Consider the following 12,380-nt stretch of genomic DNA (forward strand, 5'->3'; position numbering starts at 1 on the left):
CCTCACGGCATCCAGTGCCAGACGGCGAGGCGCAGCCAGTCGAGGATCGGCCGGGCCCAGGTCCAGGCCAGCAGGCGCCGGTCCACCTCGACCTTGGCGATCCCCTCCATGCCCGGGCGCAGGCGGGTCGCGGCCGCGGTGACCCGGCCCTCGACCCGGAACATGTTGCGGCCGTTCCTGGCCTCGGCGACCGGCGTGATGGTCTGCACCACGATCGGGTAAGGGGTGTCGGGCAGCGCGCCCGCCAGCATCTGGCCGGTCTGGCCCTCGCGCAGGTCGGCGATGAAGCGCTCGTCCACCGTGATCACGACACGGTAATCGTCGAGGGGGGCGACCTCGAACAGCACCTGCCCGCGGCTGATCGCTCCGCCGATCGCCTGGCTGAGGTCGCCCGAGACGATCAGCCCGTCGAAGGGTGCGTAGAACTTGAGGCGCGAGAGCTGCTCGTCGACGAGGTTGATCTGCGCCTCGGCCTGCTCGATCTGGCTGCGGACCACGTTGATCGTCGCGGGCTGGCGCGTCGCGAGCGCCTTGTCGTACTCGAACCGGCGCTGCTGGCGCTCCGTCACCCAGCGCAGGCGCTCCAGCACGAGGTCGCGGTCCTCGAGCGCGGCGAGCAGGTCGCCCTTGCGCACGGTGTCGCCCGCCCGGTGCTCCGCGACCTTGAGGTAGCCGTCGTAGGGAGCGACGATGGCGCGGCGCACCAGCCCCTCGACCCGTGCGTCCGCGGTCACGCGGTAATCCGCCTTCACGGTGGCGAGGGCGAGCCCGGCGATCGCGGCGGCGGCCAGGGACAGCTTGAGGGTCGCGTGATGCGGGCCGACCACGCGTCGCACGAGCGTCGCGCAGGCCTCCCAGGCCTTGGCCGCCAGCCAGCGGTCGTTCTGTCGCTTCTCGTCGAGCACCGGGCCGATCGCCGCGGCGGCCGCCGCGATGATGGCGATCGTCTCCTCGTCGAAGGGCTCCTCCCCGGTCCGCTCCAGGGTGAAGGCGCCCGCGAAATGGTCGCCCGCCATGAACGGCACCGTCAGCACCCGCCCGTCGTGGCGCAGGCGCGCGAGGTCGGCATGGGCCCGCGTGACCGTGCCGTCGCCGGAAGGGGCCGGGAACAGGACGAGGCTGCGCTGGTCGAGGGCCTCGTCCATGCAGGCGCCGAGCTTGCGCACGAGGTTCATCGAGCGCTCGAACTGCGCGGTGTGCGAGATCGCCGCCACGCGCGTCCGGCCCGCCTGCGAGAAGCCGACCGCCGCCCGGGTGCAGTGGAAGGCGATCGCCAGATCGGTCGCCACCGCCATGCAGGCGGCCTTGAAGCGCTCCTGCTCCAGCGCCCCGGCGAGCAGGTCGAGGGTGGCGCGGGTGCGGGCGAGCTGCCGGCGCTCGTCGCGCCCGGCGGCGAGCCCGCGCTTGGCCGCGAGCCACGCGGCGCCCCATTGCACCTGCCGGATCGCCGCGCGAAGTCCGTCCCGGTCGCGGGTGGCGAGGCGGAAGGCGACGCAGCCGAACAGTTCGCCGCCCTCGCCCTCGGTGAGCGGCACCGCGATCAGGGCCGCGCCCTCGCCGGATTTCGGCTCCTGGACGATCGGGTGCCTCTCGGTGACGGCCAGCCTGGCGGCGGCGGCGAGGTCGTCGCGGGTGCCGGCGGGCCAGACCGCGAGCGGCGTCAGCGCGGCCGCCGCGTCGCCGGCGAGCACGAGGCCGCTCTGCGCGTTGCGCAGCGACTGCGTCTGCAGGGGGAGCCAGGCCGCGGCGGCGGCCTCGAAGGTGGCGGCGGCCTGGAGCCGCTGCCACAGGGCCGGCTCCAGGACCAGCGGCCGCTCGTCGTTCACGGCGGCGTCACCGCCCTTGTCCGCCGCCACGCCGTTGCTCATCGCTCGTCGTCCGATGACACCATGACGCCGGATGCCCGCCGGCGGGGAGCGCGGAGCCCGGCCCCGCGGCGCGCGAAGGCGCGGGGTTGCGGTAAGTTCAGCTCTCGATGTCGAGACGGCCGTGACGGCTCTCGTACTCGCCGAGGACGCCGGTCAGCACCGAGAGCAGCCGCTTGGCCGCCAGGGGGGTGAGGATGATGCGGTTCGACAGGTCGACCACGACATCGGACTCCTCGCTCACGTTCCAGGTGCGGTTGGTGCCGAAGAACAGGTCGACCTGCTCGCGCGTCCCCTGCACGTTCACGACGTTCGCGAACTGGGTGACCATCTCGTCCTCGCGCCAGATGATGGCGCGGCTCTTCATCGAATCGGAACCGTTCTGCATCGGATGTCTTACCGTCCCTCTGCCGTCCCTCTGCGGTCGATCGCAGTGATATGGCGTGCGTGAGCAGGCGGCGGCGGGCCGGTCGGGCCTCGTCGTCGTCATGTCCGCGCCGGATTGTCGATCGAACCGCCCTATGCGCTGGGTGCGTCGCGCCCTACCCTTGATTGGTTCGCCGGTTCTGCGCAAGGCTCGAAACACAACACCGGGACCAACACTGCGTCCGTCTGTAGGCCGATCGCGGTTTCAGTACGGCAGGCAAGACCCGCTGCGTGGATTTGGTTGATCTAGAGTCTCACATGTCCCCACCGGCCCCTCCCGCCGCCGCCGCATCCGTGCCCGGCGCGCCCGCAGCGGACCACGCCTTTCCGGACGTCGAGCGCTTCCTGCGCCACGAATTCGAGGCGCGTGCCCTGGCGGCCGCACTCGGCCGCGGCGTCATCGACCGCCTGGCGCGGAGCGCGGCCACGATTGCGGCCCTCGCGGCGGAGACCGGCCTCGCGCCGGAGCGGCTCGCGCTGCTCCTCGGGCTCCTCGCCTCCGGCGGCGTGATCGCGGCGGCACCGGACGGCACGCTGGCGCTCACCCCGGCCTTCCGGGCGGTGCTCCCCTGCCGCGACCTGCTGGAGGCGAAGCTCGCCTTCCTGGACCTGGTCTCGGACGATCTCCGGCGGCTGTTTCCGGCCTTCATCGACGATCCCGAGCGCTTCCTAGAGCAGGCGCGCACCTTCGAGCTGTTCCGCTACGACCGCTGCCTCGTGGCGACGCCGGAGAACTGCGCCGCGACCCGGCCCTGGGTCGCCTACACCACCTGCCTGACCCGCTACGAGGCTGGCCCGATCCTCGACCGCCTCGACCTCGGCGCCCATCGCCGCCTGCTCGATCTGGGCGGCAATAGCGGGGAATTCGCCGCCCGGGCCTGCGCCCGGGCGCCCTGGCTGTCCGCGACGGTGGTCGACCTGCCGGTGGTCTGCGCGCTCGGCCGGGACAACCTGGCGAACCGGGCGGAGGCGGCGCGGGTCGCGTTCCGGCCCGCCGACATGCTGCGCGACCGCCTGCCCGAGGGGCACGACCTCGTCGTCTTCAAGTCGGTGCTGCACGATTGGCCGCCGCGCGAGGCGGCGGACCTCGTGGCGCGCGCCGCGGCCGCGGTCGCGCCCGGCGGGCGCCTCGTGGTGGCCGAGCGCGGCCCGATGCCGTTCGGGACGCGGCCGGTCGATTACGCGAGCGCGGCCAACCTCGTCTTCGCCCCCTTCTTCCGCGACGCCGCCTTCTACCTCGAGGCGTTCCGGCGGGCCGGACTCGTCGCCGTCACCGCCGGGACCATCGACCTCGACATGCCGTTCCACCTGGTCCAGGGCCGCAAGACAGGAGAGCCGGCATGAGGGCGCCGGGCGAGCGCGACGGACCGCGCCGGGTCGTCATCGTCGGCGCCGGCCTGGCCGGCCTGCTGGCGGCGGCGGTGCTGAAGCCGGCCCTGCGCCGCGCGCAGTGGCGGATCGAGCTCGTCGGGCCGCGGCCCCGCTCCGCCGGGCCGGCGGCCGTGGCGACCGGGCCCGACCTCACCCGCCTCCTGCGCGGGGCGGGCGTCGACGAGGCGGTGCTGATGCGCCGCTGCGCCGGCACCTATCGGCTGGCCAGCCGCTTCGAGGACTGGTTCGAGGCCGGTACCGGCCACTGGCTGCCCCTGGGCCCGACCGGGCCGCGGCCGAACGGGCTCGACCTCTTCCATTACTGGGTCCGCTTCGCCCTGGCCGGGGAGGGGGCCGGCGCCTACGGCGATTACGCCCTCAACGCCCGGCTCGCCGCGCAGGCGCGCGGGCCTTCCGGCCCGGACGGCGCCTCCCCGGTCGCCGAGGCCGGCGATTACGGCTTCCACCTCGATCGCGACGCGCTGCTCGGCTTCCTGCGCGATCTCGCCCGCGCGGAGGGCGTCCGCTGGACCGAGGGCCGGGTCGGCGGGGTCGAGCGGGACGCGTTCGGCCGGGTCACCGCCCTCGACCTCGACGACGGGCGCCGCGTCGCGGGCGACCTGTTCCTCGATTGCAGCGGCGCGGCGGGCCGGCTGATCGGGACGGAGCTCGGGGAGCCCTGGCTCGGGGAGGCGGCGGGGGAGCGCGAGAGCCTGTGGCTGTCCCTGCCGCCCGATCCCGCCTGGATCCCGGCGACGGCGTATCGGGGCCTCGGGGCGGGCTGGACCGCGCGCCTCCCGCTCGCCGACCGGACGGCCTGCCGCCTCGTCGCCGGGACCGGCGAGGCCGCCGCCCTGGCGCGGAGCCTCGGCGGGGAGGCGTCCGGCGCCGCGCCCCTGCGCACCGGGCACAGGGCCGCGCCGTGGCGGGAGAACGTGGTGGCGATCGGCGCCGCGGCGGGGGCGGTCGAGCCCCTCGCCGGGCTCGGCCTGTCCCTCGTCCTCGCCGCCGTCGGGGCCCTGATCGACTACCTGCCGCGCGGACCGGTCGAGGCGCCGCTGCGCCGGGCCTACAACGCGCGGATGGGGCGGCTCCAGGCGGCGGCGCGCGACGCGGTCGCGCTGCATTACGGCCTCGTCCGGCGCCCGGAACCGTTCTGGGCACGGGGGCGGGCGGCTTCCCTGCCCGACAGCCTGGCGGACCGGCTCGACCTCTACGAGGCGGCCGGCTGCATCGAGGAACCGCCCGGCGCTTTCGACGAGACGGCGTATCTCCACACCCTCGCGGGAGCCGGTCACCTGCCGCAGCGTGCCTTCGCCCCGGCCGATCTCGCGAGCCGTCACGAGAGCGAGCGGTTCCTGGCGGCGGTCCGCGACCGCATCGCGCGGCTGACCGAGGCGATGGCGCCCCATGCCCGGCATCTCGCGCGCATCCACGGCCCGCTGCCGGAGCCCGGCGCCGCGGCCGCCCTGCGGGCGGAGCCGGCCGCACCCGATCTCCTGGCGCCCCTGCGCGGCTCGGAGCACGGCGCGCGGCTGCTCGACCGGGTTCTCGCCCTCGGCCAGCCCTTCGGGTGCGAGCGCTCGATCAAGGCGGCAGGCGGCCGCCTGCAGGCCGACCGCTTCCTGCTCAGCCTCCACCGCACGGCGCTCGGCCTCGATCCGGGCCGGGCCGTCGGGCGGATCGCGGCGGAACTCGGCCTCGCGGCGCCCGCCCGCGCCGAGGCCGCGGCGGCGATCGCCGGGGCCGACATCCTGCATCTCGGCTTCGAGGACGGGCCCGGCGGACCGCTCTACAAGCTCTACGTCGAATGGTCGGCCGAAGCCGATCGCCGCTGGCGGGCGGGGCCGGAGCCGGGGGAGCGGCCCGTCCTGGTGCATCGCGCCTACAAGTGGAGCCCGCTGAGAGCCGCCGACCCGGTCGTGACGCTCTACCACTGGCCCTGCCTGCGCGGTCCGGACGAGATCGCCCTGCGCCTGGAACAGGTGGCGGACGCGACCGGCGGCGCCTTCGCGCTCGGCCTCGCCCGGGAGATCCTGGCGATCGTCCGCGCGCGGGGCAGCGGCCTGCCGCACTATCTCGAGGCAAGCGAGGAGCCCGGCCCGCGCCTCTCCTACGATCTCAACCTCTACGCGACCGGCCTGACGGTCGCGGCGGTGGAGGAGGTGATGGGCCGCGCCTTCGCGGCCCTCGGCGTCCCGGCCGCGGAGGCCGGCGCGGCGCTGGCCGCCCGCCGCGGCGAGACGCTCGGCCACGTCGCCGCCGGCCTCGGCCGCGACGGAGCGCCCTTCGTGACGCTCTATTCCGGGGTCCGGGGGCAGGATTCCGGAGCCCGGGGGCAGGAGCGGTGACCGGCTTGCCGCCCGACCGGCTCGAATGGGCAAGGCCCGGCGACCGCACCGCCGATTACTGCCTGTGGGATTACCCGCCCCTCGGCCCGACCACCGGCCGCCTCCGGCAGGCGACGCTGCTCTGGCACTCGCTGGCGGTCGCCGGGGCCGGCCCGCGCCTCCACGCGCTCTGCGACGCGCTGCGTGCCGGGCTCGGGCCCGGGCGGATCGTCTGGGGCGCCAAGCGGAGCGGCGGCGTCACGACCTGGGAGTTCTACTTCTACGACTACGACCGCCTGGAGCGCACCGTCTCGGTGGGCCGTGTGCTCGCCCTGCTCGCGCCCTTCGCGGCGAGCCCCCTCCTCGACCCGGCCCGGCGCCCCTACTTCATGTTCTCCCTCGATGTCGACGACGCGCTCGCCGAGGGCAGGCGCCCTCTCGACCGGGTCAACCTCTATATCGGGCATCCGGGCAGCAGCGTTTCCTCCGGCCTGTCCTACGCCTATACGAGCGAGGGCCTGGCCTTCGACAACCTCTACGCCTTCTTCGACGCGCGCCGGGAGATGGAGCACGTGCGCGCCAAGCTGGCCTGCTCGGCGCATCTCGACCTGCCGGGCCTGTCCCTCGAGGCGCTGCTCTGGCCGGAACTGATCCGCTGCGGCGTCGTGGTGGTGGCCAACAAGCGCAGCTGCGACGGGCTCTACTTCTCGCGGATCACCGTCGACCAGCTGATCCTGTTCTTCGAGCGGCTCGGCTACCCGGAGGCGGTGACCGGTTTCGTCCGCGAGAACCGCCGCCGCCTCGACCACCTTCTGTTCGATGTCGGCCTCGATTACGCGATGGTCGACGGCCGCCTCGGCATCACCAAGAGCGCCTATTACGGGCTGCTCTGACCGCCTCCGGATTCCTGACATCCATGAGCCGCTTCGACCACGCCGCCTACGTCTCGCTGACGATGGAGTTCCGCTGCAACCTCCGCTGCGTGCATTGCATGATCGAGGGCACGATGGACCGCCTCGCGCCGGAGAGCGACGGGCATTTCGAGGCGGTGCTCGCCCACAACGCCCGCGAGCGCTGCTGGACCGGCCTGATCCTCACCGGATCCGAGATCACCCTGCGGCGCGACCTGCCGGACCTCGCCCGGCGCGCCCGGGCGAGCGGCTTCTCGCATGTGCGGATCCAGACCCACGGCATGCATCTCGGCCAGCCGAGCTATTGCCGCCGGCTGGTCGAGGCCGGCATCGACGAGTTCTTCGTCAGCATCGCCGGCTCGGACGCGGCGAGCCACGACGGGCTGACCCTGGTGCCGGGCTCGTTCGAGAGGGCGCTGCGCGGCCTCGAGACCCTCGACGGGATGGAGGGCGTCGCGACGCTCACCAACACCGTGGTGACCGAGCGCAGCTACCGCCTGCTCCCCGGGATCGTCGCCCGCCTCGCCCATCTGCGCCGCCTCGCCCAGATGGAGTTCTGGCTCTACTTCCCGATGGCGGAGGAGGACGAGAAGGGGATGATCGCCCGCCATACCGAGGTCCTGCCCTACCTGCGCGAGGCCGTCCTCGCCGCCCGGGCCCTCGGCCGCGCCGTCGAGGTCAAGAACTTTCCGCACTGCCTGCTCGGGGATCTCGGCGACGCCCTGGTCAACGCGCAGCCGGAGCTGCATATCGACCCGCGCTTCTGGAGCGAGTTCGAGCGCAACGGCTTCTACCAATGCGTCCACCGCGACGCCTGTGGCTCGCGGGACTGCCTCGGGCTCAACACCGCCTATATCCGGAAGTTCGGAACCGAGGCCGAGGCCCTGCGCCCGCTCCCGATCACTCCTCCATCGCGTTCCACCACTCCCTGATCGTGTCGGGGCTGGCGACCTGCTCGTCGATCGCGAGGGCCCGCTGCTGCCTACGGTACTCGCTGGCGGTGACGCCGAACCGGCTGCGGAAGCTGCGGCTGAAATGCTCCTCGCTGTTGAAGCCGAGATCGGCGCCGAGCCGCGCGAGGCGCCGCCGCTCGAGCGGGTCCGACAGGGCGGCCTGCACCGCCAGAAGCCGCCGCTCCTGGACGTAGCGCATGATCCCGCCATGCGGCGTGAACATCCGGTAGAGGGTGGCGCGCGAGATCTGCAACTCGCAGGCGAGCCAATCCGGCGACAGGTCCGGGGAGGCGAGGTTGGCGCGCACCACCTCCTCGGCGAGGGTCAGCAGGCTCGTCCGGGCGCAGGCCGCCTCGACCGGGCGTGCCTGGGAATTCGGATCGAGGATGTGGCCCAGGAGGGCGCTGGCCTCGGCGACGGTCGCATCGACCTCGCCCGCCGAGAGGCGCATGCTGCGCTCGCGCAACGAGGCGATGTAGGCGGCGAGCAGGCGGTTCTGTGGGGGCTCCAGGCGGGGCTTGAGGCGGTCGAGCGCCTTTTGCCCCAGGAGCTTGCGGGGCACGATCAGGGCCGTGGTGTCGGAGGCGGCGGCCTGGGTGTCCACCCCGACGGCGAGATCGATCACCGCGACCTGCCCGCCCCAGATCGTGGTCTGCTCCCCGGTGATCAGGCCGTTGAAGCCGCCGGTCTTGTAGAGGTGGAACATGATGTGGTCCGGGGTGGCCCGGATGCGCTGCGCGTCGCGCACGAAGCCCTGCGCATTGAAGGTCGCCCGGGCGAGCATGATGTCGCCGATCATCACGGACGTCGTCGATCCGACCGGGATCTGGCGGCTCAGCTGCGACGGTCGCGGCTCGAACAGAGGTGAGATCACCTCGCGCCAGACCTTCCCGGCTTCGGCTGGCGGAAGATGGTTCGTCAGGTAGTGCAGGTGAGGGAGCATCGTCGGGCGAGGTGGGAGCCGCAGGGGGCAATGGTGTGAGGCCCGGCCGGCTCGAGATTGAGGCGGTCGTCCCACCTCTCCCGCGAAGGCGGGAAAGCTCACGGTGGACGGACGTGTTGCAGGCGTATTTCCAGCGTCTATTCTGATGTCCTGACCCTGGACGGGACGGCGCTTCTCCTTCCCGCCATCAAGGAAGAGACATGTCGCGCCCTGGCTGTCTGTCGTCTCCGTCCGGGACATCGGGGCATGGCCTGGAACGATGTCGACTCATCAATCCTAACGCAGGGTAGATTCCGTCACGGACCGCCATCGGCAGCGATCGCCTCCCGGATCTGCAGGTGTCGCCAGGCCTCGTGACTGCAGCTGTCTGGTCGAGACCTCTGGGCGCATCGGCATCGCTCAATCCGCGCCGGAAGTAAAGTCGTTCTCCCGCGATCGGACGACCAGGCCGTCCGGCGCCTCGGAGCCTGCTTCACAAGGCTGTTGCGCGGCGCCCGGCGAGGATCGTGGCAGCGGCGAGGACGAAGACGGCGAGCGCGGAAGATGCGGTCGCCCCGCGATCGCATGCCAGCCTGCGGCAGCGGCTGATCCAACCGACGGTCCTCTCGATCGCCGAGCGTCCAAGCAGAGTTGCACGGGGCAACTCTGCTTGGCTTCCTGTCTTCGCATCGGTTTCGTCGCCGAACCGGTAACCGCTTCGGCACCGGCCGTTTGCGGCCGGCGGAATGATGCTCAGGCTGGACGGCGAAGGCTTTTCGTCCGTCCTCCGGCTCGATTTCACCGACGCGGCGTTGCGGCCACGCGCAGGGGCGGGTCCATTTCTGGAGTCGACAGAGACGGCTGCTCGTTACATGCAGAATGCAACAAGCTTCGGCAGTCGTTTTAAGATCGAGATTTGGCGTGCTGCAAATGAAGCAGTCGATCGCGAAGCCGGTCTGCCGGGTTGCGTGCATATTTTTGATCGCAGCACAGGACCCGCCGCCGGTCGTCATGACCCGACCGGAACGATGGGGGATTCCCGGGCCCGCTTCGGCTCTGGGCGAGGGAGGCCGGGCGCGATGTCATGCCGGTGGCCGAGGAACGCGCGCCGGCACGCTACAGGTGCTCGAACCCGATCACGACGCCGTTCTCGAGGGTGATCCGGTTCTTGAAGCGTTGCCGACCGGTCTGCACGTATCTCCAGATCTCCGTCGTTCGCGTCTTGTGAACCTGCCGCCTGACATGGGTGGGATCGCCCCACGAATCCCGCAGCATCTCGGCCGTCATCCCCGTCCACATCTTTCCCGACAGGATGCGGTTGGCGATGTCGGCACTTCCATACTTGACGCGGAGCGGCTTGCGGCGACGGGCATTCCTGACGGCTCTCGACGCGCCGCGCAGGACGAGGCCGACGATGCCCAGGCCGAGGACGCCCGAGCCGAGGATGCTCAGGACGACGAGCTGGCCGGAGCCGGGACCGTCCTGGGGGTCAGGGCGAGGCCCGACCTCCGCCGCGCTCGGGGGACGGGGCGGCGCGGGTGGAAGGCCCGCCGCCTGAGCGGGGGCGGCGCGTGCTGCGGGCTCACGGGGAGGGGGCTCGTGGGAAGGGAACTCACGCGCAGGGAGTTCACGCGCAGGGACCTCACGGGAAGAGGGCTCGGCCGTCCGAGGCGCCTCCCGGGTGTCCTCGATGGGGCGCGGCTCCGGCTCCGCTGCCGCGCGCCGCTTCTCCTCCTCGACGAACTCGCTGGGCCAGGCGAGCGGCTTCGCCTCGACGAGCGCGGCATTGTCCGGCGCGACCGGCGCGACCCGGGACGTCTCCGCCTCGGGGGCGCGCCGGGCGGGCTTGGGAGCGATGCGCTGCCGCACGGCCTGAGGGAGCGTCTTGAGAAAGGGGCCCTGGAAAAAGGCCTCGCCGGCTCCGGGAGAGTAGACGCTGTCGTGCATCGCCACCATGGCGTCCAGTTCGTCGGCGCAGCGCCGCATCGGCTGCGTCAAGGCGGCGCGGAACTGTTTCCCGTCGCTCGCCGTCCTGACCGCCCGCTCGTTCAGGGCCTCGCGGGCGATGCACTCCCGGGCGGCGCGGATGGACGGAAGCACGCTCTTCCGGCGGCTGGCCTCGTCGACGGCATCCTGTGCAAACGCGACCCCGACGGCGCCTTGAACACAGAAGGCCAGGAGGACCGTAGCGCCGCGCATCATCATGCGCGCGACAATATCCAGTCGCGCCCGGGAGTCGAGACCGGCTGACGGAGCGGCGCCCGAATCGGGCAGGGACGACGGTCGGCCCACGACCGGGGCGTTGCTCCCCGTCGTCTTGAGGGCGCCCGCCCGTTGCGGGCCGTCGCGCGCGGATCGGGCGCCCGGCGTCTTCCGCCCGAGGGTCGCGCGCCGTGCTTGAAGTCCGGCTCCTCGTCATGCCGCTGGCCGCGGGCCCAACCCCGGCGGCCTCATCTCTGGAGGACTGACAATCCGAGGCGCTAACAAACGGTGTTGCCAATGCATCACCGTGAGACTTGGTTCCAGCCGTGAGACGGTAGGTCAACCCAAAACGACGCGCTCCCGATGCGAATCAGGTAAGCCGTCTGTTAGGCACGGCAACCAAGCAAAAACGCACCTTTGGGGGTTGAACACCGATGGCGAAGCAGCTTCTGATTTATGAGCGCGCCGTTCCGGTCACGCGCCAGCGTCACGGCACGCTGTCGATCAAGGCAGGCTCGAGCTACGAGTTCGCCCGGGACATCAATTCCGTCCCACTGATGGCGGCAGAATTCGCACCGGCCGCGCCCGAGTACACGATCGTCTTCGGCGGTGCAGGGACAGAGATCATTCCGGTCGTGCTGCTCGGCATTCGCGACGGCGAGAACCTCTACGTCGGCGAGGACGGCTCCTGGACCGGCAAATACGTTCCGGCCTTCCTGCGCCGCTATCCGTTCGTGTTCTCGGCCGACGATCCGAACGCGCCGGACGCGCTCTTCACCCTGTGCGTCGACGAGGAATTCTCCGGCTGCAACGCCGAGGGTCGGGGCGAGCGCCTGTTCGACGCGGACGGCGAGCGCACCCAGTACCTCCAGAACGTGCTGGGATTCCTGCAGGCCTACCAGGCGCAGTTCCAGCGCACCAAGCAGTTCGTGGCCCGGCTCGAGGCGCTCGGCCTGCTCGAGCCGATGCAGGCGCAGTTCACCCTGCGCACCGGCCAGCGCGCGACCCTCTCGGGCTTCAGCGTCGTCAACCGTGAGCGCCTGAAGGCGGTCCCGGGCGACAAGCTGGCCGAGCTGATGCAGGCCGACGAGCTCGAGCTGATCTACCTGCACCTCGCCTCGCTCGCGAACCTCTCGCCAATCGCCGAGCGGGTGGGCCAGCCGGTGCCGGACACGGCGCCCGCCGCCCCGGTCGCCGCCGCGGCCGACGACGGCGCGGTCTGATTCTCCGCGGGCCGCCGCCGCGGCCCGCGCCCGATCCGATTCCACAACGCTCCGGACGGTGCGCAGGCTGCCCTGCGCGCCATCCGTCCCGCGTCGGCTCCGCGCAGCCTGCCGTCCTCGTCGCGAGGCGGCCCGCGGAGCTTGCCGAGAGCCGCACGCACGTCAGGAGATTCGAGG

Annotated in this window: 9 protein-coding genes and 1 pseudogene; 5 read left to right on the forward strand and 5 right to left on the reverse strand. The window is 72.1% G+C overall.

Annotated elements, in window-relative coordinates:
- Positions 1 to 2 precede the first annotated feature (2 nt).
- Entirely contained in the window at positions 3 to 1,868 is a 1,866-nt protein-coding gene (locus DA075_RS13100) for an efflux RND transporter periplasmic adaptor subunit (RefSeq protein ID WP_099953611.1), read from the reverse strand.
- Positions 1,869 to 1,965: 97 nt separating this feature from the next.
- Complete coding sequence (locus DA075_RS13105) at positions 1,966 to 2,253, reverse strand: DUF3467 domain-containing protein (RefSeq protein WP_099953612.1); 288 nt, start codon at positions 2,251 to 2,253, stop codon at positions 1,966 to 1,968.
- Between the two features lie 296 nt (positions 2,254 to 2,549).
- Here DA075_RS13105 and DA075_RS13110 point away from each other — a divergent pair, with 296 nt between their 5' ends.
- The 4 genes from DA075_RS13110 to DA075_RS13125 are packed head-to-tail and all read left to right on the forward strand — an operon-like array spanning position 2,550 to position 7,835.
- Positions 2,550 to 3,635, forward strand: coding sequence for a methyltransferase (locus DA075_RS13110; protein WP_099953613.1), 1,086 nt, complete (start codon positions 2,550 to 2,552; stop codon positions 3,633 to 3,635).
- Positions 3,632 to 6,013: a tryptophan 7-halogenase gene (locus DA075_RS13115; RefSeq protein WP_099953614.1), complete on the forward strand. Its 2,382-nt coding sequence runs from the start codon at positions 3,632 to 3,634 to the stop codon at positions 6,011 to 6,013. The genes DA075_RS13110 and DA075_RS13115 overlap by 4 nt, the downstream gene beginning before the upstream one ends.
- Positions 6,010 to 6,885, forward strand: a complete 876-nt coding sequence (locus DA075_RS13120) for a hypothetical protein (RefSeq protein WP_099953615.1) — start codon at positions 6,010 to 6,012, stop codon at positions 6,883 to 6,885. The genes DA075_RS13115 and DA075_RS13120 overlap by 4 nt, the downstream gene beginning before the upstream one ends.
- Before the next feature lie 23 nt (positions 6,886 to 6,908).
- Positions 6,909 to 7,835: a radical SAM protein gene (locus tag DA075_RS13125; RefSeq protein WP_099953616.1), complete on the forward strand. Its 927-nt coding sequence runs from the start codon at positions 6,909 to 6,911 to the stop codon at positions 7,833 to 7,835.
- Here DA075_RS13125 and DA075_RS13130 read toward each other — a convergent pair.
- The 3 genes and pseudogenes from DA075_RS13130 to DA075_RS37040 all read right to left on the reverse strand — a co-directional run bounded on the left by DA075_RS13130 (position 7,804) and on the right by DA075_RS37040 (position 10,983).
- Complete coding sequence (locus tag DA075_RS13130; protein ID WP_232388387.1) at positions 7,804 to 8,655, reverse strand: helix-turn-helix domain-containing protein; 852 nt, start codon at positions 8,653 to 8,655, stop codon at positions 7,804 to 7,806. The genes DA075_RS13125 and DA075_RS13130 overlap by 32 nt on opposite strands.
- Before the next feature lie 616 nt (positions 8,656 to 9,271).
- Positions 9,272 to 9,418, reverse strand: a pseudogene (locus DA075_RS13135) (IS5/IS1182 family transposase); the annotation flags it as partial.
- A 476-nt stretch (positions 9,419 to 9,894) separates the two neighbouring features.
- Entirely contained in the window at positions 9,895 to 10,983 is a 1,089-nt protein-coding gene (locus DA075_RS37040) for a hypothetical protein (RefSeq protein WP_174800088.1), read from the reverse strand.
- A gap of 431 nt (positions 10,984 to 11,414) precedes the next feature.
- On the opposite strand from DA075_RS37040, the gene DA075_RS13145 reads away from it, so the two are divergent.
- Positions 11,415 to 12,203, forward strand: coding sequence for a SapC family protein (locus DA075_RS13145; RefSeq protein ID WP_099953618.1), 789 nt, complete (start codon positions 11,415 to 11,417; stop codon positions 12,201 to 12,203).
- Positions 12,204 to 12,380 lie beyond the last annotated feature (177 nt).

The sequence above is a fragment of the Methylobacterium currus genome, assembly GCF_003058325.1.
Lineage (GTDB): Bacteria > Pseudomonadota > Alphaproteobacteria > Rhizobiales > Beijerinckiaceae > Methylobacterium > Methylobacterium currus.